Origin of the sequence: Nonomuraea sp. NPDC050663 (assembly GCF_044456985.1) — a bacterium.
GTDB lineage: Bacteria > Actinomycetota > Actinomycetes > Streptosporangiales > Streptosporangiaceae > Nonomuraea.
In genome coordinates this window covers 356,037-379,276 of record NZ_JBITGL010000006.1, presented here as the reverse complement: position 1 = coordinate 379,276, position 23,240 = coordinate 356,037, and the positions used below count along the sequence as shown (strand labels likewise).

Here is a 23,240-nt window from a genome sequence, read left to right as displayed (position 1 = left end):
GGCTCACTGCCACGACAACAGCGCGCCCGCCTTTCATCACGTCACCGCCCCGGCGCCCAGGCGGAACACTTCGCGCAGTTCCGCCGTCGACAGGTCGGTCAGCCAGTCTTCCCCGGTGCCGACCACGCGCTCCGCCAGGGCCTTCTTCCGCTCGATCATCTCGTCGATCCGCTCCTCCAGCGTGCCGGCGCAGATCAGCTTGCGCACCTGGACGTTCTTGCGCTGCCCGATGCGGAAGGCCCGGTCGGTGGCCTGGTCCTCCACGGCGGGATTCCACCACCGGTCGAGGTGGATCACATGGTTGGCCGCCGTCAGGTTGAGCCCCACGCCCGCCGCCTTCAACGACAGCAGGAACAACATCGGCTCGTCGTCACGCTGGAAGCGCTCGACCAGCCGGTCACGCGTCTTCTTCGGCAGCCCGCCGTGCAGCCACAACACCGGCCGGTCCAGGCGCTGCGCCAGGTACGGCTGGAGCATGGAGCCGTACTCGGAGTACTGCGTGAACAGCAGCCCCTTCTCCCCTTCCGCGAGGATCTCGGCGGCCAGCTCCTCGGTTCGCGCCAGCTTGCCCGAGCGGCCCGCCAGCCGCGAGCCGTCCTTCAGCAGGTGCGCCGGATGGTTGCAGACCTGCTTCAGCTTGGCCATCGCCGCCAGCACCAGCCCGCGCCGTTCGATGCCCTCGCTGCCGTCGATCTTCCCCATCATGTCGTCGACCACCGCCTGGTAGAGCGAGGCCTGCTCGGGCGTGAGCGTGCACCACTCCTTGACCTCCAGCTTCTCCGGCAGATCCGAGATGATCGACTTGTCGGTCTTCAGCCGCCGCAGCACGAACGGCCCCGTCGCCCGCTTCAACGCCTGCTCCGCCTGCGCGTCCTGCCGTGCCTCGATCGGCTCCTGGAACCGGGTGCGGAACCGCTGCTTCGAGCCCAGCAGGCCGGGATTGCAGAACTCCATGATCGACCACAGCTCGGCCAGGTGGTTCTCCACCGGGGTGCCGGTCAGCGCCAGGCGCGTCTCGGCGGTGATGCTCCTGACCGCCTGGGCCTGGAGCGTGCCCGAGTTCTTGATCGCCTGCGCCTCGTCGCACACCACCCGCCGCCACGCCACCTGCTTCAGCGTGTCGAGATCACGCTGCGCCGTGCCGTACGTGGTGATCACCAGATCGGCACCGGTCAGCTTGGCCGGGTCGCGGGAGGCGCCGTGGTGCACGTGGACCCGCAACCCTGGGGCGAACCTGGCGGCTTCTCGCTGCCAGTTGCCGATCAACGACATCGGGCACACCAGCAGCGTCGGCCTGCCGGACTTCTCGTGAACAAGGAGCGAAAGGGTGGATATCGTCTTGCCAAGGCCCATATCGTCGGCGAGTACGCCGCCCAGGCCCAGCTCCGACAGGAAGCTGAGCCAGGCCAGGCCGCGCTCCTGGTAGGGGCGCAGGACGGCGTCGATGCCCGGCGGGGTGGGGATCGGGGTCAGGCGGCGGTCGGCGGTGCCGGAGAGCAGGTCGCCGAGGACGCCGTCGGCGTCGACCTCGACCAGCGGGAGCTCGCCCTCGTCGCCCTGGATGACGTGCTGGAGGATCTCGGCTGCGGTCAGCTCGCCCTCGCGGCGGGTCTCGACGGCGCGCAGGGCCGCCTTGAGCTGGCGTTCGTCGAGCTCGACCCACTGGCCGCGCACGCGCACCAGGGGGACCTTGAGGCGGGCCAGCTCGGTGAGCTCGGCCTCGGTGATGGTGGCGTCGCCGACGGCCAGTTCGACCTTGAAGTCGACGAGTTGCTGGAGGCCGAAGCCCTGGCTGGTGGCGGCCTGCTGCTTCTTGGTGCGGGTGGTGAGCTTGAGCCCGAGCTTGGTGCGGCCCGCCCAGCGGGGGAGCTGGACGACGAAACCGGCGGCGTGGAGCAAGGGGGCCGCCTGGCGCAGGAAGGTGAAGGCACCCGCGGTGTCGAGGAGCAGCTCGGTGGGGTGGGCGGTGCGGAGGGCCGGGTCGAGGGCGGGGTAGAGCCTCAGGGCCCGGCCCAGGCCGGCGAGGAGCTCGTGGTCGGCACGCGGGGGGAGGCCGGGGATGGGGGAGCCCGACCAGATCTGGTCGGCGGGGACGCGGAGGCTGGGGTCGTCGAGCGGCTGGAGAGCCAGCTCGACACGCCACCAGGGCTCCGGGCCGGCGTCCGCGTGCGAGGTGGGATCCGAGGCGGCGCCCGTGGTGGTGGCCGCTTGTGGGGTGGGATCCGGGGCGGCGCCCGTGGTGGTGTCGGCGTGTAGGGCGGGATCCGGGGTGGCAGGCTGGGTGGGTGTCGGGGGTTCGCTGAGGCGGAAGCAGACCTGGGTGGCGCCCTCGGCGCCCGCGGCCTCGCGCCAGGCGGTCAGCGATCGGCGGAGCTCGGGGATGTCGGGGCAGGCGGCGTCGGGGCCCGTGAGGGCGGCCAGCCAGCGGTCTTCCAGGGTCCTGGGGCGCGCGACCAGCGGTTCGGTGAGGCGGGCGCGGACGGCGGCGTCGGTGAGGGCGGCCAGGGCGGCGGTGAGGACCGTGGACGAGGGGTGCTCCTCGGCTCCGGTACGGCAGGCGGGGGGCATGGCCGTGGCCAGGTCGCGGAAGTGGGTCGCGTCGGCGCCGGTCAGCACGGGGAACCAGCGGGCCTCGGCGGTGGGCTCGGGGATGGACCACATGTCTGGCTGCTGGGCGGGCTCGCCGGTGAGCTGGGGGATCACGCGGCCGCGCCGTACGAGGTCGTGGGCGAAGGCGGCGACGGCCCGCCAGTGGCGCAGGGTGGCCGTGGAGGCGGGCGGGTGGAGTGTCTCGGTGAGGAGGCGGAGCGTCTCGGCGGGGTGAGGGAGGAGCGCGGGCACCTGCCACCGGCGCAGGGTGGGGCGGGAGGTGGTGGGCAGCAGGCCGGTCTCGGGGGAGGGCGACGGGCCGCGCGCGGTGCCGGGCAGGAGGAGCGTGAGGTGCTCGGCGGTGGAGCTGGCGGAGTCGGCGAGGCCGAGGGCGAGGCGGAGGTCCTCGGAGGAGGCGGCGAACGGGTGGGCGGGAGCGGCGTCGAGGCCGGAGAGGGAGCGGGTGGGGATGGCGTCAGGACTGGCGAAGGGGTGGGCGGCCGGGACGGTGACGGGGTGGGTGGAGATGGCGTCGGTGCCCGTGACGGGGTGGGTCGGGGTGGTGGTGGGTGCCTGGGGTGCGGTGGTGGGGGATTCGCCCCAGAAGGCGAGCCCCGTCGTGGTCCAGACCCCATGCACAACCAGCACCCCGGCAGGCTACCGGGCTCGACCGACAGCCTCCGACCGCTCCGCCACCCCGCTGACCTGATCGTTCGCCCGCCCCGGCAGGATGGCCCGGACACCGGATCGGGCGGAGGGCGGGCGCGGTGGGTTTCGCGGCGGGCGAGGAGCAGTGGATCGGCAAGCTGGGCAGGCTGCGCGACGTGGTCAGGCAGGAGCTGGTGACCAGGCAGCTGGCGGCGCATCTGCCGCCGGGTCCGGCGCGGGTGCTGGACGTCGGTTGCGGCCAGGGCACCCAGGCGCTCAGGGTGGCGCGGGCGGGGCACGACGTCACGGCGTTCGACTCGTCGAGGAGGCTGCTCGACCTGTTGGAGGCGGCGGTGGAGCCGGGGATGAGGGTGACCACGGTCCAAGGGGACGCGGGGGAGCTGGCCGGGCTGGTGGAGGCGGGTGGATTCGATGTGGTGCTGTGTCATGGGGTGCTCATGTACTTCGACGACCCCGGCCCGCTGATCGAGGCCATGGCGGGGGCGCTCAGGCCGGGCGGGCTGCTGTCGTTGCTGGTGCGCAACGGTGACGCGCTGGCCATGCGTCCTGGGCTCCTGCACGACTGGGGTGCGGCGAGGCGGGGCTTCTCCGGTGAGGGCTATCTCAACCGCCTGGGTGTGACCGCCAGGGCGGACCGGCGTGAGGAGCTCACCGAGCGCCTTGCCGTACGGGGTCTGAAGGTGGGGCAGTGGTACGGGGTGCGGGTGTTCACGGATGTGACGGACGCGGCGGAGCCGCCCGAGGATTTCGATGAGCTCCTGGCCTGCGAAGAGCTGGCCGGACGGACAGATCCTTACAGATCGGTCGCCGCGTTGACGCATCTGCTGGCTACATTGGAGGTATGAGCAGCCGACCGACAGACGGATGGTGCAGCCAGCGGCCGTTGCCGACGCAGCCGTCGTGTGAGCTGCCCTCGCCGTTCAAGAGTCCGAAGAAGCCTGACGAGTGGTGCGAGGTGCCCGATTCGTCGCTGACGAAGGTCCTCGGGTTCCTCCTGCGTAGTTCACGACGCTGACCTGCCCCTCGCTTTGCTGGCCCTTTATCGCGAAAAAGCTAGACATAGAGGGCTAGGCAAATCGAGGGGGCACCGATGGCCGAGTCCGAACAGACCGGAATGTCCGAGCGGCCTGGAATGTCTGGGCGGTCCGAGCAGTCCGAGCACTTCGAGTTCGTCAACGAGCTGGCCGGTTATGTGGGCGCGCACGAGGCGATCGTGGGGTCCGACACCGACTACGGCTCGCTGAACGTTCCGTACACCGTGTTTCCGGGCGCCGAGGCGAACGCGATGGACGCCCAGCGCGCCCGCACCCCCGAGGACGTCTTCGTGCCCGCCCAGGAGGGCGGCGATGTGACGGACGTGCTCTGGGCCGACGAGGAGGCCGCCGCCAGGAAGCACGCGGTCGAGAACGACCCGGCGCTGGCCGCCGAGGCCGCCGTGCAGTCCGACCTCACCGGCGAGTGACGCCCCGCGTGATAGAGGCGGCGTCCTCCGGGTAGTCGGGGTGCGTGAATGACAAGGCCAAGACCACTGCCGACCTGATCGGCGATCTGTCGCAGCAGCTGACGCAGCTGGTGCGCGACGAGATGCGGCTGGCCACGCTCGAACTGGCCAGGAAGGGCAGGCGCGCCGGCTTCGGCGCCGGGCTCTTCGGCGCGGCCGGGCTCGCCGCCTTCTTCGGCGGCGCCACCCTGATCGCCGCGCTGGTGCTGGCGCTCGCCCTGGTGATGCCCGCGTGGGCCGCCGCGTGCCTGGTGGCGGGCGTGCTGTTCGTCGTGGCCGCGATCCTCGGGCTGACGGGCAAGCGGCAGGTCGAGCGCGCGACGCCGCTCAAGCCGGAGCAGACGATCGAGAGTGTCAAGGCCGACGTCGACGAGGTGAAGGCGAGGGCACGGCGATGAGCGAGACCAGTGGTTCCCAGGCCGGAGGCACGCATGCGGGCGATGTCGGCGCCCATCGCGCCACCGTGGGGGAACCGACCGACGAGATGTCCGTGAACGTCCCGCCGACCAGGCCGGAGGCGCTGGAGAACGCCCGTGAGGCGCAGGCCGCGCGCACGGGCGAGGAGAGGTTCGTCCCCGAGCCGCCCAGCCCCGACGAGCGCATCCCCGCGGATGACGAGGGTGTCAAAGCGACGGACGAGGACGTCCGGGTGGCACCCCGGAGCGTGAGCTCGACGAACGACGACGTCCGCATGGACGAGCCACCCCCTTCCCACGCCGTTTCCCAGGAGGAGAGCATGAGCACCGGTCCCACTTCCGATCCCGCGGTCACGCCCGAGGAGCGCCTGGCCAGGGAGCAGGTCCAGCAGACGCGCGAGCAGGTCGGCACCACCGTCTCGGCGCTCGCCGACAAGACCGACATCAAGCACCGCCTGCAGGAGGTCACTCCCGAGAAGGTCGTCGAGGAGGCCAAGAAGCGGCCCAAGCTGCTGATCGCCGCCGCGGGCGTGGTGGCGATGGTCGTCCTGCGCCGGATGATGCGGCGAGGGAAGAAGTAACGCTCATGGCCCCGCGCCGTCCCTCCGACTTACCGCGTGGCGCGTGGTGGGGAGTCATCAAGCGCACCTTCGCGGAACTGGGCAACGACAAGATCCAGGACTGGGCCGCCGCACTGACCTACTACGGCGTGCTGTCGATCTTCCCCGCGCTGATCGTGCTGGTCTCGCTCCTGGGCCTGCTGGGCCAGGACGACATCTCGAACCTGGTGGGCCAGCTGTCGATCATCGCCCCGAAGGAGGTCCAGGATCTGCTGACGGGGACGGTGCGGGGCATCGAGCAGGCCTCCGGCTCGCTCAGCGTGTTCGCGATCGTCGGTCTGCTGGTGGCTCTGTGGTCGGCCTCCGGCTACATCGCCGCCTTCGTGCGCGCGTCCAACGCGATCTACGACATCGACGAGGGCCGCCCGATCTGGAAGCTCACCCCGCTCAGGCTCGGGCTGACCCTGCTGGTGATGATCCTGCTGGCGGTCTGCGTGATCGCGGTGACGCTCACGGGCGATCTGGCCGACGTGGCCGGAGATATGCTGGGCCTGTCCGACGGGCTGGTCCTGGTGTGGAACATCGTCAAGTGGCCGGTGATCGCCCTCATCGCCGCCGGGCTGATCATGGTGCTGTACTGGGCGGCGCCGAACGTGCGCCAGCCGGGCGTGCGCTGGATCACCCCGGGAAGCATCCTGGCGGTGCTGCTGTTCGTGCTCGTCTCGGTCGGCTTCGCCCTCTACGTCGCCAACTTCGGCTCCTACAACAAGACGTACGGCACGCTGGCCACGGTCGTGGTCTTCCTGGTGTGGCTGTGGTTGTCGAACCTCGCGGTCCTGTTCGGCGCCGAGCTCGACGCCGAGCTGGCCAGGGCGCGCAACATGGCGATGGGCAACCCCGTCGACCACGAGCCGTACGCGGTGCCGCGCGACCCGCCCAAGCCGGATACGCTGCCGGAGTGAAACGTGCGCTCCTCGCCCTGCTCATCTGCCTGACGGGATGCGGCGCGGGCTCGGCGGTCAGCGACTACGGCACGGTCATCGAGGGCGCCCTCGGCACCACGACGCGGGTCGAGGTGACCAAGGGGCAGCGGTTCTCGCTGGCCGTGCCCGACAACGCCTCGGTGGGCGACAACTGGGAGCTCGTGGAGCTGCCCGACCCCAAGGTCGCCTCGTACATCAGCGAGGAGTACGAAAGCGAGGGCGAGGCGCCCGGCTCCGGCGGCACCGGCTACTTCGTCTTCAACGCCAAGTGGCCGGGCACGACCGAGGTGCGCCTGTTCAACTGCTGGCGCTGCAAGGACAGGGCGCAGGCCACCCCCGAATCCGGGGAGGCGATCTTCGCTGTCACGGTGAAGGATACCGAGTAATGTTCTGGTATGGACTTCGAGCTGAACGACGATCAGCAACTGTTCCGCCGCACGGTAAGGGAGTTCGTCGACAAGGAGATCGTCCCTGTCGCCGCGGAATGGGAACGTGAGGGCCGCTACCCCACCGAGATCGTCGAGCGCTTCAAGGAGATGGGGCTGTTCGGCATGACCGTGCCCGCCTCCTACGGCGGGCTCGAGCTCGACCGGGTCTCCTTCGCGCTGGTCTTCGAGGAGATCGCGCGCGGCTGGATGGGCGTGGCGGGCGTGCTCGGCTCGCACTCCCTGTCGGCGTGGATGATCGCCCAGCACGGCACCGAGGAGCAGAAGGACAGGTATCTTGCCGACCTGGCCGCCGGGGTCCGCCGCACCGGCATCGCCCTGACCGAGCCGGGAGCGGGCACCGACCTGCAGGGCATCCAGACGCGTGCCGTACTGGACGGCGACCACTACGTGATCAACGGCACCAAGACCTGGATCACCAACGCCCGGCACGCCGACCCGATGCCGGTCCTGGTCAAGACCTCCCAGGAGACGCCCGCCCACCGCGGCATGTCGATCATCCTGGTGGAGGCCGGAACGCCCGGCTACGTGGTCAGCCGCGACCTGCCCAAGCTCGGCTACAAGGGCACGGAGACGTGCGAGATCTCCCTGCAGGACGTGCGGGTGCACCGGTCGCAGCTGCTCGGCGGCGTCGAGGGCCGCGGCATGCAACAGGCCCTGTCGGCGCTGGAGCTGGGCCGGGTCAACATCGCCGCGCGGGCGGTCGGGGTCGCGCAGTGCGCCTTCGACGCCGCCCTGGGCTACGCGCGCGAGCGCCAGGCCTTCGGGCGGCCGATCGGCGACTTCCAGGCGATCCAGCTCAAGCTCGCCGACATGGCCACCGAGATCCAGGCGGCCAGGCTCATGACCTACTGGGCCGCGTCGCGCAGCGAGACGGGCGCGGTCAACGCCGAGGCCGCCATGGCCAAGTACTTCGCCTCGGAGGTGGCGCTGAAGACCACCATGGAGGCGATGCGGGTGCACGGCGGCTACGGCTACTCGCAGGAGTTCGTGGTCGAGCGCCTCTACCGTGACGCGCCGCTCATGGCGATCGGCGAGGGCACCAACGACGTCCAGCGCATGGTCATCGCTCGGGAACTGCTCAAGGGAGCGGTTAAGGTCGGCTGGTGAGCTGTCTGTTCTGTGAGATCGTCGCCGGGGAGCGCGAGGCCCACGTGGTCCACGCCGACGAGGTGTCGTTCTCCTTCCTCGACACCCGGCCCGTCTTCAAGGGCCACGTGCTCGTGGTGCCGCGCGAGCACGTGGAGACCCTGACCGACCTGCCGGAGGTCGGCCCGTTCTTCGAGCGGGTCCAGGCGATGGCGAGCGCCGTGGAGGAGGGCCTGGAGGCGGGCGGCACCTTCGTGGCGATGAACAACCGCATCAGCCAGAGCGTGCCTCACCTGCACGTGCACGTCGTGCCCCGCAACAAGAAGGACGGCCTGCGCGGCTTCTTCTGGCCGCGCACGAAGTACGTCTCCACCGAGGAGGCCGAGACCTACGCCGCCGCCATCCGCAAGGCGCGGTAATGGAGCCGGTGGTCGTCGCGCTCCTGCTCGCCCTCCTCGTCGGCGGGCCGGCGCTGGTGTGGTGGCGGGTGTTGCGCGGCAGGCGCGAACTGGGCGCCGGACCGGCCGAGCGGGCGACCTTCGAGACGCTCCACACCGCCTCCCTGGCCGCGCCGCCCCTGCGCGCAGGCCTCACCCACGACGGCGCGCTCAAGGCCTCGCGGCACCTGCGCGAGCTGCTCGGCACCGCCGCCGTGGCGATCACCGACTCCGAGCGCCTGCTCGTCTACGACGGCGAGGGCGAGCACCACGCGAAGGACGCCTTCGAGCACGCCGAGTCGACGCTGAAGGACGGCCGTACCCAGGTCCTGGCCGTCGACTGCGAGCTGCTGGAGTGCCCGATCCGTCACGTGGTCGTCGTGCCGCTGAGCACCGACGAGCGGGTCGTGGGCGCGCTGGCCGCTTACGGCCCGCACTCCTCCGCGGGCCTGGTCAGGGCGGCCGAGGAGGTCGCCCGGTGGGTCGACTCCCAGCTGGAGCTGGCCGAGCTCGACCGCTCGCGCACCCTGCTCATGGAGGCCGAGGTGCGGGCGCTCAGGGCGCAGATCTCGCCGCACTTCATCTACAACTCGCTCACCACCATCGCCTCGTTCGTGCGCACCGACCCCGAACGAGCCCGCGAGCTGCTGCTGGAGTTCGCCGACTTCACCCGCTACAGCTTCCGCCGCCACGGCGACTTCACCACGCTGGCCGAGGAGCTGCGCTCGATCGACCGCTACCTGATCCTGGAGCGCGCCCGCTTCGGCGACCAGCTCCAGGTGACGCTGCGCATCGCCCCCGAGGTGCTGCCGGTCGCGGTGCCGTTCCTGTGCCTGCAGCCACTGGTGGAGAACGCCGTACGGCACGGCTTGGAGAGCAAGAACGGCATCGGCCGCATCACCATCGTCGCGGAGGACGCCGGCTCGGAGTGCGGCATCAGCGTGGAGGACGACGGCATCGGCATGGATCCGGAGCGGCTGCGGCGCATCCTGGCGGGCGAGCCGGGCGAGGGCGTGGGCCTGGCCAACGTCGACGAGCGCCTGCGTCAGGTGTACGGCGACGAGTACGGCCTGGTCATCGAGACGGCCGAGCACGCCGGGATGAAAGTCAACGTGAGGTTGCCGAAGTATCACCCAGGGGTCTCGGCCCGTTGACCGGGGCGGATAATGTCGCTTTCATCCATGTCTATGGCCCTGCGTGTTCTCGCGGTGGACGATGAGCTTCCCGCTCTGGAAGACCTGTCGTACCTCCTGCGCGCCGACCCCCGCATCGACGAGGTGCTCACCGCCCGCGACGGCGCGGCGGCGCTGCGCCTGCTCGACCGGGGCATCGCCGAGGGCCGCCCGGTCGACGCCGTCTTCCTCGACATCCGCATGCGCGGCCTCGACGGCGTGGTCCTGGGCCGGCTGCTGTCGCAGTTCGCCAACCCGCCCCGCGTCGTGTTCGTCACCGCCTACGAGGAGCACGCCGTCGACGCCTTCGAGCTGAAGGCGGAGGACTACCTGCTCAAGCCGGTGCGTCCCGAGCGGCTGCGCGAGGCGATCAGGCGCGTGTGCGTCTCGGCCGACGTGCCCGCCGAGGACTCCCAGGAGACCGACACCATCCCGGTCGAGCTGGGCGGGGTGACCCGGTTCGTGGCCAGCAGCGACGTGATCTACGTGGAGGCGCAGGGCGACTACGCCCGCCTGCACACCGCGCAGGGCAGCCACCTGGTGCGCATCCCGCTGGCCACGCTGGAGGAACGCTGGGCGAACGCCGGGTTCATCCGGGTGCACCGCAGCCACCTGGTGGCCGTCCGGCACATCGAGGAGCTGCACATCGACTCGGGCCGCTGCACGGTCCGGGTGGGCGACACGGAGCTGCCCGTCAGCCGCCGCCACACCCGCGAGCTGCGCGACCTGCTGGTGCGGCGGGCCCGCCGATGAAGGGGCAGGCGGCGAGGGGCGCCGCAGCCAGGAGCGCGGGCGCGAAGGCCAGGGTCACGGTGACCAGCCCGCGCACGGCCGCCGCCCGCCGGCGCCGCTATCCCGTCACGCGCGAGATCGACGAGCAGACCCGCGTGGGCGAGATCTACATGCGCTCGCTGCTGCGCACCCAGTTCCGGCTGGCGATGTTCGTCTGCACGGTGCTGGCCTGCGTGGTGGGCGGGCTGCCGCTGCTGTTCCTGCTCCTGCCCGACCTGCGCGAGGTCAGCCTGGGCGCGATCCCGCTGCCGTGGCTGCTGCTCGCCGGGCTGATCTATCCCGCCCTCGTCATCGGGGCCTGGCTCTACGTAAGGCAGGCGGAACGCAACGAGCGGCACTTCGCCGAGCTGGTCGAGCGCCGATGAACCTGACCGCCGTCGTGCTGGTGATCGTGGCGGCGATCCTGATCGGCGCCTTCGGCCTGCGGCTGAGCCGTACGACCTCCGACTTCTACGTGGCCTCGCGCTCGGTCAGCCCGCTGTGGAACGCCTCGGCGATCGGCGGGGAGTACCTGTCGGGCGCCTCGTTCCTGGGCATCGCCGGGCTGATCCTCACCCACGGCGCCGACATGTTGTGGCTGCCGGTCGGCTGGACCGGCGGCTACCTGGTGCTGCTGGTGCTGGTCTCGGCGCCGCTGCGGCGCTCGGGCGCCTACACGCTGCCCGACTTCGCCGAGGCCAGGCTGGAGTCGATGTCGGTACGGCGCAGCGCCAGCGTGCTGGTGGTGCTGATCGGCTGGCTGTACCTGATGCCGCAGTTCCAGAGCGCGGGGCTGGTGCTGCGCACGATCACCGGGGCGCCCGTCTGGGTGGGCGGGCTGGTCGTGGCGCTGGTGGTGGCGGTCAACGTGCTGTCGGGCGGCATGCGGTCCATCACGTTCGTCCAGGCCTTCCAGTACTGGCTGAAGCTGACCGCGCTGGCCGTGCCGGTCTTCTTCCTGCTGGCCGCCTGGCAGGGCGGCGGCGCTCCGGCGGAGCTCGACCCGGCGTGGGCCCAGCCGCTGACCGGCGACGACGAGTACGGGCTGTATTCGACCTATTCGCTGATCCTGGCGACGTTCCTGGGCACCATGGGGCTGCCGCACGTGCTGGTGCGGTTCTACACCAACCCCGACGGCCGGGCGGCCCGCCGTACCACGCTGATGGTGCTGGGGCTGCTGGGCGCGTTCTACCTGCTCCCGTCGGTGTACGGCTGGCTGGGCCGGCTGTACACGCCCGGACTCGACCGGCCCGACACGGTGGTGCTCACGCTGCCCGGCGAGATGATCGGCGGCACGCTCGGCGACCTGCTCACCGCCCTGGTGACGGCGGGGGCGTTCGCGGCGTTCCTGTCGACGTCGTCGGGGCTGACCGTCTCGGTGGCGGGGGTCATCGCCCAGGACCTGCTCAAGGGCGGGGTCAGGGAGTTCAGGATCGCGACGCTGATGGCGGTGTCGGTGCCGCTCGCGCTGGCGTTGTGGGCGCGGGCGCTGGCGATCGCGGACGTGGTGGGCCTGGCGTTCGCGGTCGCCGCCTCGTCGTTCTGCCCGCTGCTCGTGCTGGGCATCTGGTGGCGGCGGCTCACCTCGACGGGCGCGCTGGCCGGCCTGTTCGCCGGGGGCGGGCTCGCGAGCGCGGCGGTGCTGGCCCAGATCCTCGGCGGGCCGTACGGCGGGCTGCTGGGCGCGCTGGTCAGCCAGCCGGCGGCGTGGACGGTGCCGATCGCCTTCCTGGTGATGGTGCTGGTGTCGCTGGCCACGCCCGGCAGGGTGCCCAAGGGCGTTGCCACGATCATGGTGCGCCTGCACACGCCGGAGAACCTCAGGCTGGATCGCGGAGACTGGCGTCCGCGGGGCTGAGCTCGCCGGACCCGCGCGCCACGAGCTCGACGGGGACCTTGATCAGGCGTCCCGCGTCGGCGCCCGACAGCAGCAGGTCGACCGCCGACCTGGCCAGCTTGGCGAAGTCGTAGCGGATCACGCTCACCCCGGGGCTGAAGACCTCGGCCAGGGCGAAGTCGTCGAACCCGACGAGCGCGGGCCGGCGCGGCAGGTCGCGGCCGGCCATGAGCACGCCCACGGCGGCGCGGTTGTTGGTGGCGAAGAAGGCGGTGGGCGGATCGTCGCCGCCGAGCAGCCGCGCGGCCTCGTGGCAGGCCCGCCAAGGGTCGAACACGCCGTGCACCACCAGCGACTCGTCGAGGTGGGAGCCGAGCGCCTGCCGGTATCCGGTGGCGCGCTCGTGCACGGCGCTGACCTCGCGCTGGTCCGACAGCAGCGCGATGCGCCGGTGGCCGCGGGCCAGGAGGTGCTCGGTGGCCATGCGCCCGCCGGTCAGGTTGTCGATCACCACGACGTCGGGGTCGGGCACCCCGAGGGGAGCCCGGTCGACGAAGACCGTGCGCAGTCCCGGATGTTCGGCCAGCCAGCCGTGGTCGGCGCTGGAGGGCACCACGATCAGGGAGTCGACGCCGCGCGCCGACATGGCCTCGACCAGCAGCCGCTCGCGCTCGACCCGCTCGGTGTAGGAGCCGAACACCACCAGCGCGTCGTGCTCGGCCGCCGCCGACTCCACGGCCTTGGCCAGGTGGGAGTAGAACTCGTTGGAGATGTTCTCCATGATCAGCCCGATGGTCAGCATGCCCGAGCCCCGCGCCAGCCGGGCGGCGGCCTCGTTGCGCCGGAAGCCGAGGGCGTTGATGGAGTCGTGGACGCGCTGCCGGATCTCGGCGCTGACGTGCGGCTCGGAGTTGACCACGCGCGAGACCGTCTTGAGGCTCACGTTCGCATGGCGTGCCACGTCGGACATGGTCGACTTGCGGGCTGTCATACTGTGCCCCTGTGAACGACGACTGGATCTGCGGCCGCCTCGGTGAGGACGAGCCGTGGCTGATGGGGGCGGTCAACCCGCCCGTCTTCGAGAACTCGATCTTCTCCTTCGAGACCGTGGGCGACCTGGCCGGTGCGCTGAGGGACGAAGACGAGAACTATATCTACTGGCGCGGCACCAACCCCACGGTCGATCTGGCCCAGCGCAAGCTGGCCGCGCTGGAGCGGGCCGAGCGGGCCAAGTGCTTCGGCTCGGGGATGGGGGCGATCTCGGCGACGATCTCGTCGCTGGTCTCCGCGGGCGACCACGTGCTGGTGCTCGGCGCGATCTACGGGCCGACCACCCAGTTCCTGCGATACCTGGAGAAGTACGGCGTGACGCACACGCACGTGGCCGACCTCGCCGCTGCTGACAGCGCTGTCATGCCGAGCACGCGCCTGCTCTACTTCGAGTCACCGTCGTACATGGCCTACGAGCTCTTCGACATCCCCGCCGTGACTAGCTGGGCACGCTCGCGCGGCATCGTCACGGTCATGGACAACACGTGGTCCACGCCGCTGTTCCAGAAGCCGCTGACCATGGGCGTGGACCTGGTGCTGCACTCGTTGTCGAAGTACATCGGCGGGCACAGCGACCTGGTCGGCGGCGTGGTGTGCGGCTCGGCCGGCCTGGTGCGGCCGATCGCCCGCACGGAGTTCATGCTGTACGGCGCCGCGATGTCGCCGCACGACGCGGCCAAGGTGATCAAGGGGCTGCGCACACTGCCCGTGCGGATGGCCGCCCACCAGGAGCGAGGGCTGGCGGTGGCGAGGTTCCTGGAGGGGCACCCCGCGGTGCGCTCGGTCAACCATCCTGGCCTGCCCGCGCACCCGGGCCACGACCTGGCGGCCAAGCAGCTGTCGGGGTACTCCAGCCTGTTCAGTTTCGTCCTGGACACCGACGATCGCGACCAGGTCTCGAAATTTCTCGACAACCTGCGGCATTTCAGGATCGCGGTCTCCTGGGGCGGCTTCGAGAGCCTGGCCATCGGCCCGGCGCTCAGCATCGAGGAGAGCGTGCGCACCACCATGGGCATCCCGATCGGCCTGGTGCGCCTGGCGGTGGGCCTGGAGCCCGCCGACACGCTGGTGGACGACCTGACGCGGGCGCTGGAGATCTTCATCGCTTAGCGTGACGACAGCGCTGTCGATCGCGCAGCGTGACCTCGGGGGGCCGTATCGGGCTGAAACGGACGGTCACAGACCGTTGATGTGGTCGGCCCGCCGTTGGTCGCACAATTCCGACCATTTATCGCATCTCCTCCCCAACTGACCGCCATTTGGTGGCGACTCGCCGAAGAGCCGGACTCTTCCCCTCCACGGAGGGTAGCTTGCGCTCTTACCTTGTGCGTGACCTGCATCACATATAGCGGGAGGAACCGGTGACAACCCGAGAACACGACACGTCTGTCTACGAACGTGTCCAGGAAAGCAGCGAGTTTCAGGAACTGAAGCAGCGCTTCCGCAAGTGGACCTTCCCCATGACCGTCGCCTTCCTGGTCTGGTACCTGCTGTACGTGGTGCTCTCCGGCTGGGCCCGTGACTTCATGGCGATCGACGTCATCGGCGAGATCAACGTCGGCATCATCCTGGGGCTGCTCCAGTTCGTCTCGACCTTCTGGATCGCGTGGGCCTACTCCAGGCACGCCGAGAAGAAGCTCGACCCGATTGCCGACAAGATCCGTCACGAGGTGGAGGAAGAGTCCAAGTGAGCGGCCACACCCTGGCGACCGTCCTGTTTCTGGCCTTCGTGGCGCTCACGCTGGGCATCACGTTCTGGGCGAGCCGCAACACCAAGACCGCCGCCGACTACTACGCGGGCGGCCGCTCGTTCACCGGCGTGCAGAACGGCCTGGCGATCGGCGGCGACTACATGTCTGCCGCGTCGTTCCTGGGCATCGCGGGCATGATCGCGCTGTCGGGCTACGACGGGTTCCTGTACTCCATCGGCTTCCTCGTGGCCTGGCTGGTGGCGCTGCTGCTGGTCGCCGAGCTGATGCGGAACTCCGGCAAGTTCACCATGGCCGACGTGCTGGCCTTCCGCATGAGCCCCCGCCCGGTCCGCACCGCCGCGGGCGTCTCGACCATCACCGTGTCGATCTTCTACCTGATCGCCCAGATGGTCGGCGCGGGCGCGCTGGTCGGCCTGCTGCTCGGCATCACCGACACCGCGGGCAAGAACTGGGTGCTCGTCGGCGTGGGCGTGCTGATGATCATCTACGTGGTCTTCGGCGGCATGAAGGGCACCACCTGGGTCCAGATCGTCAAGGCCGTGCTGCTCATGAGCGGCGCCGGTCTGATCACGATCCTGGTGCTGGCCAAGTACGGCTTCAACCTGTCGGCGCTGCTCGAGGCGGCCGGCACGGCCACCGGCAAGGGCGACGCGCTCTCGGTGCCCGGCCTGAAGTACGGCACCGACGCCCAGGGGCTCATCGGCAAGATCGACCTCATCAGCCTCGGACTCGCACTCGTCCTGGGCACGGCCGGTCTGCCGCACATCCTCATCCGCTTCTACACCGTGCCCACCGCGAAGGACGCCAGGAAGTCGGTTCTGTGGGGCATCGGCATCATCGGCACCTTCTACCTGTTCACCCTGATCCTGGGCTTCGGCGCCGCGGCCCTGGTGAAGATCCCCGCCACCGACACCTCGGGCAACACGGCCGCACCACAGCTGGCCGAGGCGATCGGCGCAGACTTCCTCGGTGAGACCGGCGGCATCATCCTGCTCGCCCTCATCGGCGCGGTCGCCTTCGCCACGATCCTGGCGGTGGTCGCGGGCCTGACGCTCGCCTCCTCCTCCAGCTTCGCCCACGACCTGTACGCCCACGTCTTCAAGCGCGGCAACACCACCGAGCGTGAAGAGGTGCTGGTGGCCAGGATCTCGGCCTTCGTGATCGGCGCGGTCGCGATCGCCCTCGGCATCCTCGCGCAGGGCCAGAACGTGGCCTTCCTGGTGGCCCTCGCCTTCGCGGTGGCGGCCTCGGGCAACCTGCCCGCGATCCTCTACAGCCTGTTCTGGAAGAGGTTCAACACCGCGGGCGCCGTGTCGGCCATCTACGGCGGCCTGGTCTCCTGCCTGATCATGGTGATCTTCTCGCCGGTCGTCTCCGGCAGCAAGACGGCGCTGTTCAAGGACGCCGACTTCGTCCTGTGGAACCTGTCGAACCCGGGCATCATCTCGATCCCGCTCGGATTCTTCTTCGGCTGGCTCGGCACCGTGCTCAGCAAGGAGTACAACTCCGGCAAGTGGGCCGAGATCGAGGTCCGCTCCCTGACCGGCATCGGCGCGGAGCAGGCGACCAAGCACTGATCGAGTCCGCACCAACGGAAGGCCCGGCCCCCACCCGCCGGGCCTTCCGCGTGTCCGGGCTCACGGCCCGTCCTGCTGTCCTGCCGTACGGCCAGGCCGGCCGCCCAGGAAGTCGGAGGCCCCGTACGCCAGGGCGCAAAGGGTGGCCAGAAGCAGCGGGATCACGCTTCAGATGGTCGTGCCGCATGAGAAAGGAGACCTGAGTAGCACGTTACTCAGGTCTCCCGGCGGTGTTGCTCAGGCGGAGGCCTCGTCGAGCAGGGCGAGCTCGTCGGCGCCGAGCGTGAGGTCGGCGGCGGCCAGGATCGGGCCGAGCTGCTCCAGGTTGCGGGCGCTGGCGATGGGGGCGGCCACGGTGGGCTGCGCGGCGAGCCAGGCCAGGGCGACGGTGGCGGGTCGGGTCTCGTGCGAGGCGGCGACCTTGGCCAGGGCTTCGAGGACGCGGGGGCCGCGCGGGGTGTCGAGGTAGGCGGCGGCCTTGCCGGCGCGCGGGCTGTCGACGGTCACGCCGGGGGCGTACTTGCCGGTCAGGAAGCCGCGGGCCAGGCCGAAGTACGGCGTGCTGGCCAGGCCGTGGGCGGAGACGACGTCGCGCAGGGCGCCTTCGTAGCCGCGCTCGACGAGGTTGTACTCCTGCTGCAGGGCGGCGTAGGAGACCAGGCCCTCCGCGGCGGAGATCCGCAGGGCCTCGGCGAGCCGCTCCGGCCCGTGGTTGGAGGCGCCGATCTGGCGCACCTTGCCCTCGCGCACCAGCTCGTCGAAGGTGGCCAGGCTCTCCACCAGCGGGATGTCGTGGTCGTCGACGTGCGCCCAGTAGAGGTCGATGTGGTCGGTGCGCAGGCGGCGCAGGGAGTTCTCCACGGCGGTGCGGATGACCGCGGGAGCCAGGCCCTGCAGTCCTTCCAGCATCCCGACCTTGGTGGCCAGCACGATGGAGTCGCGGTTGCCGCGCGACGCCATCCACTCGCCGATGATCTTCTCCGAGGTCGACTCGCCCGTCGCCCACACGGGGTAGACGTCGGCGGTGTCGATGAAGGTGCCGCCCGCGCCCACGAAGGCGTCCAGGACCGCGAAGGAGGTCTCGCGGTCGGCGGTCCAGCCGAAGACGTTGGTGCCCAGGCACAGGGGAGAGACCGAAAGGTCACCGATCATAGTCATCCGATCAGGCTAGACACCCTCGCCTCTTGCGACCGACAGGGGGGCTGTGCCTAGGATTTATTAACGCTGTCAATAAATTAAGGATTCCCTGGATGAGCGTGTTCCACGACGCCGAGCGACGGCTCTGGCTGCTGCGCACTCCCCACTCGTCCTACGCGCTGCGCCTCGACGACGGCGACTGCCCGCGCGCGGTGCACTGGGGCGCCCCGCTGACCCTGGAGCAGGCGGCGGAGATCGTCGCGCCCGCGCCGCGAGACATCAGCAGCTTCCACGGCGGCCCCAGCGACCCCGAGCTGCCGGCCCAGACGGGAGCGTCGTTCGGCCCCGCCTCGTTGCAGGTGCGCTTCGCCGACGGCGCCGGCGGCGTCGAGTGGCGCTTCGACGGTCATGAGATCGATGGCGGCCACCTGCGGCTCAGGCTCGCCGACCGCCACTACCCCCTGGCGATCACCCTGCACTACCGCGTGCGCGAGGACAGCGACGTGATCGAGCGCTGGACCGAGCTGAGCCACACCGGCCAGGGCGAGCCGATCGAGGTGCAGCGCTGCGACTCGGCCTCCTGGAGCCCGCCGCGCGGCACCCGCCTCAGCCACGTCGTGGGCGCGTGGTCGGCGGAGAACCAGCTCGTACGCGAGGAACTGCCGGTCGGCGAGACCGTCCTGACCAGCCGCCGCGGCGCCACCAGCCACCAGGCCAACCCGTGGCTGATGCTCGACGACGGCACCGCCACCGAGGAGCAGGGCGAGGTCTGGAGCGCGGCGCTGGCCTGGAGCGGCAGCTGGCGCATCACCGTGCAGCGCACCCCCTTCGACGGCGTCGTCTTCACCGGCGGAGCGGGCCACGAGGGCCTGCGCACCCACCTCGGGCCCGGCGAGACCTGGACGAGCCCGGTCTTCTCCGGCCTGTACGGCACGGCAGGATTCGGCGGCGTCAGCCACGCCTGGCACGCCCACGTCCTGGAGCACGTCCTGCCGCATCCGCAGGAGCTGCGCCCGATCGTCTACAACTCCTGGGAGGCGACCTGGTTCGACGTCAACGTCGACGGCCAGCTGGCCCTGGCCAAGCTGGCCGCCTCGGCCGGAGCCGAGCTGTTCGTGCTCGACGACGGCTGGTTCGGCGCCCGCGTCAACGACTGGGCCGGGCTCGGCGACTGGACCGTCAACCGCGACCGTTTCCCGCAGGGCCTGGGCCAGCTGATCGAGGGCGTGCACGCGTACGGCATGCGCTTCGGCCTGTGGGTGGAGCCCGAGATGGTCAACCCCGACAGCGACCTGTACCGCGCCCACCCGGACTGGGTGATCCACATGCCCAACCGCACCCGCACCACCATGCGCAACCAGCTGGTGCTGAACTTCGGCCGCCCCGACGTGGCCGCCTGGGCGCACGAGTGGCTCGACCGGCTGGTCTCCGAGCACGAGATCGACTTCCTCAAGTGGGACTTCAACCGCTCGTTCACCGAGGGCGGCTGGCCGGACTCCGGCGACCCCGACCGGCTCTGGGACGCGCACGTGCGCAACCTGTACGCGCTGCTCGACCGCCTGCGCGCCGACCATCCGCACCTGCGCATCGAGGGCTGCTCGGGCGGCGGCGGCCGCGTCGACCTGGGCATGCTGGCCAGGGTCGACGAGGTGTGGACCTCCGACAACACCGACGCGGTCGACCGCGTCTCCATCCAGCACGGCTTCACGCAGGTGTATCCGGTCAGGGCCATGGCCGCGTGGGTGACCGACAGCCCCAACCCGCTGACCCGCCGCCTGGTGCCGCTGCGTTTCCGCTTCCACGTGGCCATGGCGGGTGTGCTCGCCCTGGGCGGCAACCTGACCAGGTGGAGCCAGGAGGAGCTGGCCGAGGCGGCCGATCTGGTGGCGCAGTACAGGCTGATCCGCCCGGTCGTCCAGCACGGCGTGGTGCACCGGCTCACCCCGCCCGACGCTCCCGTGGTGGGCGTGCAGTACTCCCTGGGGGAGCAGGTGGTGGTCTTCGCCTACCGGGTGAACACCCGGTTCGGCCACGCGCCCTGGCCGCTGCGCCTTCGGGGGCTCGATCCCGAGGCCCGCTACCGCGACGACGACACCGGCGCCGAGCACTCGGGCGCCGTGCTCCTGGCCCACGGGCTGCCGCTGGACCGGCTGCCGCGCGGTGACTACGCGAGTCTGGTGGTGCGGCTGACGCGTATGTAATTATACGCCGTGTCAACAAGGCGGGCGGCGAGGCTGCGCGGGTGTCTGCTCGGCGGCCTGGCCGCCGTGCTCCTGTTCGCCCTGGTGCTGTTCCTGTGGCCCGGCGGTGCTTCCGAGCGCCACGATCCTCCGAGGTCCGCAGGGCTGGAGGTGCTGGAGGAGAAGCGGCTCGACGAGCGGCGCATGGAGCTGCGGCTGAGGTCGCCCGCGCTCGGCGCGGAGACCGGCGTGCGGCTCCTGCTCCCGAAAGGGTGGTCGCCCGGCGCCGAGCGCACCTGGCCCTCGCTCTGGCTCCTGCACGGCGGCCTCGACGGCTACACCTCCTGGACCGCCAAGACCGACGTCGCCGCCCTGACGCGGGACGACGACGTCATCGTGGTGATGCCCGACGGCGGCAGGTGCGGCAGCTACTCCGACTGGCGCGACGGCCCCGCGTGGGAGACCTACCACCTGACGGAACTGCTGCCCCTGCTGGAACGGCGCTACCGGGCCTCGGACAGGCGGGCGGTCGCCGGATACTCGATGGGCGGCCAGGGCGCCATGCTCTACGCCGCCCGGGGCCACTTCCGCGCCGCCGCCTCCTTCAGCGGGGCGCTGCACATCCTGCGGCCGGGAGTGCCCCAGACGGTCATGCTCGCGACGAGCCTGGCCTGCCCCGGCACCGACTGGAAGCGCATCTGGGGCGACCCCGACGACCAGCGGGAGGTCTGGGCCGCCCACAATCCCTACGACCAGGCCGGCCGGCTCAGGGGCGTCGTGCTCTACGTCGCCGCGGGCGAGGGTGACCTGGTCGAGAACCTGGCGCGCGAGGCGGCGCGTGACTTCGTGGGCAGGCTGCGCGAGCTGGACATCCCGGTGCGCACCCACTTCGGGCGGGGCGGGCACGACCACGCGACCTGGCAGGCCGAGTTGCGCCGTGCCCGCCCGATGCTGCTGGAGGCTCTGCGGCGGGGTTAGTGCTCGGCCTCGGCCAGGTCGAGGTCCTTGGGGGTGAGCCACCAGATCACGGCGGCGGCCACCAGCATGAGTGCTCCGCCGTACGCCGAGGTCAGCACGAGGGAGTCGTTGAAGGCCTGCTGCGCCTGCTGGGCGAGCGCCGCGCCGGAGGGGCCCATGGCGCCGGCCGTCTCCAGCGCGCCGCCGAGCGACTCGCGCGCGGCCTGCGCGGTGCCGGCGGGCAGTTCCGAGCGGTAGGCGGTGGCGGCGATGCTGCCCAGGACGGCCACGCCGAGGGTGCCCCCGACCTCGTAGCTGGTCTCCTCGATGGCCGCCGCGCTGCCCGCCTTCTCGGCGGGCGTGCCCGACATGATGACCGCGGAGGCGATGGCCAGCGAGCCCATGCCCGAGCCGATGAGCAGCAGCGACACCGCCACGCTCGGGTAGCCGAGCGGCAGCACCCACAACGTCAGGAAGCCCAGGCCGGCCACGACCAGGCCCCCCGCCAGCACCGTGCGCGCGCCGATGCGTTCGGCGATGGCCGGGGCCAGCGGTGAGAAGATGCCGGCGCCGACGGCCATCGGCAGCAGGCGCACGCCGGTCTCCAGCGGCGAGTAGCCCATGACGAGCTGCATCCACTGGGCCAGGAGCAGCATCATCGCGGCCATGGCGATGGAGGTGGTCAGCGCTGCGATGGTGCCGGAGGTGAACGAGCCGCTGCGGAACAGGCGCAGTTCCAGGAGCGGGTCGGGCCGGTTCAGGCAGCGCCTGATGAACCAGGTCAGCGTGACGATGGCGACGGCCGCGGTGACCAGCGCGGGCGGGAAGGTCAGGCCCTCCTTGGCGAAGTGCTTGATCGCGTAGACGAGGGTCACCATGCCGACGATCGACAACACCGTGCCCAGGGCGTCCCAGCGGCCGGGGTTGGGGTTGCGCGACTCGGGCAGCAGGATCAGCCCGGCGATGATCGCGATGGCCATCACCGGCACGTTGACCAGGAACGCGGCGTGCCAGCTGAAGTGCTCCAGCAGCAGGCCGCCGACGATGGGGCCGAGCGCGCCGCCGAGGGCCGCCATGGTCGCCCAGACTCCGAGCGCCGTGGCACGTTCCCGGGCGTCGGTGAACAGGTTGCGGATCATCGACAGCGTGGACGGCATGATCATCGCACCGCCGACGCCGAGCAGCGCCCGCACCGCGATCACCGCCGCCGGGGTCGTGGCCCACAACACCGCCACCGAGGCGACGCCGAACACGGCGAAGCCGGTCAGCAGCATGCGTTTGCGCCCCCACCGGTCGCCCAGGCTGCTCGCGGTGACCAGCAGTCCGGCCACCACCAGCGAATACACGTCGACCATCCACAGCAGCTCGATCGAGCCGGGTTTCAGGTCGGCGGAGATCTCCGGCAGCGCGACGTTCAGGATGGTCATGTCCATGACCACCAGGAGCAGGCTGGCGGAGAGCACCGCCAGGGCCGCCCATCTCCTGGCGTGCGGTGGCGCGACTACAACTTTCATGACTGATCCCCCTTGTTAGATGCTCCACGAAGGAAGCTCTCGACCATCAGCCGGGTCGCCTCCCGCGGGGCGATCTCGCCCCGGCGCAGGCTCTCGCGCAGGGCCACCAGCAGGCCGTAGACGGTGCTGCTGACCCAGACGGCGGGCAGGTCGGAGCGGAGCACGCCGGCCCGCTGGCAGGCCTCGATCAGCGCCAGCTCGCGCCGTTCCAGCTCCATGGACCGGGCGACCAGCTCCTCGCTCGTGGTCTCCACGGTCAGGGTGAACCCGTGTTCCTCCGCCACGCCCACCTCGCCCTCGATCAGGGCCATCAGCGTCTCTCGCAGGTGGGCTGGGTCGTCGTCGGCCCCGTCGATGCCCGCCTCGTCCTGTGCGCGCTCCCAGCGGTCCAGGGCCCGCCGGCCGAGCTCGATCACAAGGTCGTCGCGGCTGCTGAAGTGGCGGTGCAGGGTGGCCCTGCTGATCCCGGCGGCCTCGGCGATCTGCGCCATCGAGGCCGTCGGCGAGGCGTTGAGATGCCTGATCGCGGCGTCGAGGATCTGCTCACGGCTCACGGCCATCGCGGGCCTCCTAAGACAAATACGTCTAATTTGCGACAATATTGTCTCACACTATACGACGGGGACGCGCGCGGCTATCGTCG

22 protein-coding genes are annotated in these 23,240 nt (G+C 70.7%); 17 read left to right on the top strand and 5 right to left on the bottom strand.

Annotation, left to right across the window (positions count from 1 at the left end; translation table 11 throughout):
* Window positions 1–36 precede the first annotated feature (36 nt).
* Complete coding sequence (locus ACIBH1_RS22035; RefSeq protein WP_397315699.1) at window positions 37–3,237, bottom strand: SNF2-related protein; 3,201 nt, start codon at window positions 3,235–3,237, stop codon at window positions 37–39.
* Between the two features lie 119 nt (window positions 3,238–3,356).
* On the opposite strand from ACIBH1_RS22035, the gene ACIBH1_RS22030 reads away from it, so the two are divergent.
* The 12 genes from ACIBH1_RS22030 (at window position 3,357) to ACIBH1_RS21975 (ending at window position 12,491) form a co-directional block, all read left to right on the top strand.
* Window positions 3,357–4,103 carry a class I SAM-dependent methyltransferase gene (locus tag ACIBH1_RS22030; protein WP_397315698.1) on the top strand — a complete coding sequence of 249 codons (747 nt, stop codon included), beginning with the start codon at window positions 3,357–3,359 and terminating at the stop codon, window positions 4,101–4,103.
* 287 nt (window positions 4,104–4,390) lie between these two features.
* Complete coding sequence (locus tag ACIBH1_RS22025; protein ID WP_397315697.1) at window positions 4,391–4,720, top strand: hypothetical protein; 330 nt, start codon at window positions 4,391–4,393, stop codon at window positions 4,718–4,720.
* Between the two features lie 44 nt (window positions 4,721–4,764).
* Window positions 4,765–5,157: a phage holin family protein gene (locus ACIBH1_RS22020; RefSeq protein WP_181613577.1), complete on the top strand. Its 393-nt coding sequence runs from the start codon at window positions 4,765–4,767 to the stop codon at window positions 5,155–5,157.
* Window positions 5,154–5,756: a hypothetical protein gene (locus ACIBH1_RS22015; protein ID WP_397315696.1), complete on the top strand. Its 603-nt coding sequence runs from the start codon at window positions 5,154–5,156 to the stop codon at window positions 5,754–5,756. The genes ACIBH1_RS22020 and ACIBH1_RS22015 overlap by 4 nt, the downstream gene beginning before the upstream one ends.
* Window positions 5,757–5,761: 5 nt before the next feature.
* Window positions 5,762–6,697 carry a YihY/virulence factor BrkB family protein gene (locus ACIBH1_RS22010; RefSeq protein WP_397315695.1) on the top strand — a complete coding sequence of 312 codons (936 nt, stop codon included), beginning with the start codon at window positions 5,762–5,764 and terminating at the stop codon, window positions 6,695–6,697.
* Window positions 6,694–7,104, top strand: a complete 411-nt coding sequence (locus ACIBH1_RS22005; RefSeq protein WP_397315694.1) for a protease inhibitor I42 family protein — start codon at window positions 6,694–6,696, stop codon at window positions 7,102–7,104. The genes ACIBH1_RS22010 and ACIBH1_RS22005 overlap by 4 nt, the downstream gene beginning before the upstream one ends.
* A 9-nt stretch (window positions 7,105–7,113) precedes the next feature.
* On the top strand, window positions 7,114–8,274 hold the full coding sequence (locus ACIBH1_RS22000) for an acyl-CoA dehydrogenase family protein (RefSeq protein ID WP_397315693.1): 1,161 nt from the start codon (window positions 7,114–7,116) through the stop codon (window positions 8,272–8,274).
* On the top strand, window positions 8,271–8,672 hold the full coding sequence (locus ACIBH1_RS21995; RefSeq protein ID WP_397315692.1) for an HIT family protein: 402 nt from the start codon (window positions 8,271–8,273) through the stop codon (window positions 8,670–8,672). Before ACIBH1_RS22000 ends, ACIBH1_RS21995 begins: the two co-directional genes overlap by 4 nt.
* Entirely contained in the window at window positions 8,672–9,844 is a 1,173-nt protein-coding gene (locus ACIBH1_RS21990; protein WP_397315691.1) for a sensor histidine kinase, read from the top strand. The genes ACIBH1_RS21995 and ACIBH1_RS21990 overlap by 1 nt, the downstream gene beginning before the upstream one ends.
* 33 nt (window positions 9,845–9,877) lie before the next feature.
* Entirely contained in the window at window positions 9,878–10,615 is a 738-nt protein-coding gene (locus ACIBH1_RS21985; protein ID WP_181613582.1) for a LytTR family DNA-binding domain-containing protein, read from the top strand.
* The gene (locus tag ACIBH1_RS21980) at window positions 10,612–11,019 is read left to right on the top strand and encodes a hypothetical protein (protein WP_397315690.1); all 408 of its coding nucleotides are present in this window, start codon (window positions 10,612–10,614) and stop codon (window positions 11,017–11,019) included. Before ACIBH1_RS21985 ends, ACIBH1_RS21980 begins: the two co-directional genes overlap by 4 nt.
* Window positions 11,016–12,491 (top strand): cation acetate symporter, encoded by a 1,476-nt coding sequence (locus ACIBH1_RS21975; RefSeq protein WP_397315689.1) that lies wholly within the window; start codon window positions 11,016–11,018, stop codon window positions 12,489–12,491. The genes ACIBH1_RS21980 and ACIBH1_RS21975 overlap by 4 nt, the downstream gene beginning before the upstream one ends.
* On the opposite strand, the gene ACIBH1_RS21970 is transcribed toward ACIBH1_RS21975, so the two are convergent.
* Window positions 12,454–13,461, bottom strand: coding sequence for a LacI family DNA-binding transcriptional regulator (locus ACIBH1_RS21970; protein ID WP_397315688.1), 1,008 nt, complete (start codon window positions 13,459–13,461; stop codon window positions 12,454–12,456). The two genes, ACIBH1_RS21975 and ACIBH1_RS21970, sit on opposite strands and share 38 nt — an antisense overlap.
* 11 nt (window positions 13,462–13,472) lie before the next feature.
* On the opposite strand from ACIBH1_RS21970, the gene ACIBH1_RS21965 reads away from it, so the two are divergent.
* The 3 genes from ACIBH1_RS21965 to ACIBH1_RS21955 all read left to right on the top strand — a co-directional run bounded on the left by ACIBH1_RS21965 (window position 13,473) and on the right by ACIBH1_RS21955 (window position 16,809).
* Complete coding sequence (locus ACIBH1_RS21965) at window positions 13,473–14,630, top strand: trans-sulfuration enzyme family protein (protein ID WP_397315687.1); 1,158 nt, start codon at window positions 13,473–13,475, stop codon at window positions 14,628–14,630.
* A 251-nt stretch (window positions 14,631–14,881) separates the two neighbouring features.
* Window positions 14,882–15,211, top strand: a complete 330-nt coding sequence (locus ACIBH1_RS21960) for a DUF485 domain-containing protein (protein ID WP_397315686.1) — start codon at window positions 14,882–14,884, stop codon at window positions 15,209–15,211.
* Window positions 15,208–16,809 carry a cation acetate symporter gene (locus ACIBH1_RS21955; protein ID WP_397315685.1) on the top strand — a complete coding sequence of 534 codons (1,602 nt, stop codon included), beginning with the start codon at window positions 15,208–15,210 and terminating at the stop codon, window positions 16,807–16,809. Before ACIBH1_RS21960 ends, ACIBH1_RS21955 begins: the two co-directional genes overlap by 4 nt.
* Before the next feature lie 237 nt (window positions 16,810–17,046).
* On the opposite strand, the gene ACIBH1_RS21950 is transcribed toward ACIBH1_RS21955, so the two are convergent.
* Window positions 17,047–17,967 carry an aldo/keto reductase gene (locus tag ACIBH1_RS21950; RefSeq protein ID WP_397315684.1) on the bottom strand — a complete coding sequence of 307 codons (921 nt, stop codon included), beginning with the start codon at window positions 17,965–17,967 and terminating at the stop codon, window positions 17,047–17,049.
* 92 nt (window positions 17,968–18,059) lie between these two features.
* Here ACIBH1_RS21950 and ACIBH1_RS21945 point away from each other — a divergent pair, with 92 nt between their 5' ends.
* Together ACIBH1_RS21945 and ACIBH1_RS21940 are read left to right on the top strand one after the other, a co-directional pair.
* Complete coding sequence (locus ACIBH1_RS21945) at window positions 18,060–20,147, top strand: alpha-galactosidase (protein ID WP_397315683.1); 2,088 nt, start codon at window positions 18,060–18,062, stop codon at window positions 20,145–20,147.
* A 9-nt stretch (window positions 20,148–20,156) separates the two neighbouring features.
* On the top strand, window positions 20,157–21,104 hold the full coding sequence (locus ACIBH1_RS21940; protein WP_397315682.1) for an alpha/beta hydrolase: 948 nt from the start codon (window positions 20,157–20,159) through the stop codon (window positions 21,102–21,104).
* Here the strand turns inward: ACIBH1_RS21940 and ACIBH1_RS21935 are convergent.
* Both ACIBH1_RS21935 and ACIBH1_RS21930 read right to left on the bottom strand, forming a co-directional pair.
* Window positions 21,101–22,597 carry an MFS transporter gene (locus ACIBH1_RS21935; protein WP_397315681.1) on the bottom strand — a complete coding sequence of 499 codons (1,497 nt, stop codon included), beginning with the start codon at window positions 22,595–22,597 and terminating at the stop codon, window positions 21,101–21,103. The genes ACIBH1_RS21940 and ACIBH1_RS21935 overlap by 4 nt on opposite strands.
* The gene (locus ACIBH1_RS21930) at window positions 22,594–23,157 is read right to left on the bottom strand and encodes a TetR/AcrR family transcriptional regulator (protein WP_397315679.1); all 564 of its coding nucleotides are present in this window, start codon (window positions 23,155–23,157) and stop codon (window positions 22,594–22,596) included. The genes ACIBH1_RS21935 and ACIBH1_RS21930 overlap by 4 nt, the downstream gene beginning before the upstream one ends.
* Between the last annotated feature and the right edge of the window lie 83 nt (window positions 23,158–23,240).

Excerpts from the sequence above, each read along its gene's own strand:
- ACIBH1_RS22025 (WP_397315697.1), top strand. The coding sequence starts at position 4,391 with ATGTCTGGGCGGTCCGAGCAGTCCGAGCACTTCGAGTTCGTCAACGAG.
- ACIBH1_RS22015 (WP_397315696.1), top strand. The coding sequence starts at position 5,154 with ATGAGCGAGACCAGTGGTTCCCAGGCCGGAGGCACGCATGCGGGCGAT.
- ACIBH1_RS22010 (WP_397315695.1), top strand. The coding sequence starts at position 5,762 with ATGGCCCCGCGCCGTCCCTCCGACTTACCGCGTGGCGCGTGGTGGGGA.
- ACIBH1_RS22000 (WP_397315693.1), top strand. The coding sequence starts at position 7,114 with ATGGACTTCGAGCTGAACGACGATCAGCAACTGTTCCGCCGCACGGTA.
- ACIBH1_RS21990 (WP_397315691.1), top strand. The coding sequence starts at position 8,672 with ATGGAGCCGGTGGTCGTCGCGCTCCTGCTCGCCCTCCTCGTCGGCGGG.
- ACIBH1_RS21985 (WP_181613582.1), top strand. The coding sequence starts at position 9,878 with ATGGCCCTGCGTGTTCTCGCGGTGGACGATGAGCTTCCCGCTCTGGAA.
- ACIBH1_RS21980 (WP_397315690.1), top strand. The coding sequence starts at position 10,612 with ATGAAGGGGCAGGCGGCGAGGGGCGCCGCAGCCAGGAGCGCGGGCGCG.
- ACIBH1_RS21975 (WP_397315689.1), top strand. The coding sequence starts at position 11,016 with ATGAACCTGACCGCCGTCGTGCTGGTGATCGTGGCGGCGATCCTGATC.
- ACIBH1_RS21970 (WP_397315688.1), bottom strand. The coding sequence starts at position 13,461 with ATGACAGCCCGCAAGTCGACCATGTCCGACGTGGCACGCCATGCGAAC.
- ACIBH1_RS21950 (WP_397315684.1), bottom strand. The coding sequence starts at position 17,967 with ATGACTATGATCGGTGACCTTTCGGTCTCTCCCCTGTGCCTGGGCACC.
- ACIBH1_RS21945 (WP_397315683.1), top strand. The coding sequence starts at position 18,060 with ATGAGCGTGTTCCACGACGCCGAGCGACGGCTCTGGCTGCTGCGCACT.
- ACIBH1_RS21935 (WP_397315681.1), bottom strand. The coding sequence starts at position 22,597 with ATGAAAGTTGTAGTCGCGCCACCGCACGCCAGGAGATGGGCGGCCCTG.
- ACIBH1_RS21930 (WP_397315679.1), bottom strand. The coding sequence starts at position 23,157 with ATGGCCGTGAGCCGTGAGCAGATCCTCGACGCCGCGATCAGGCATCTC.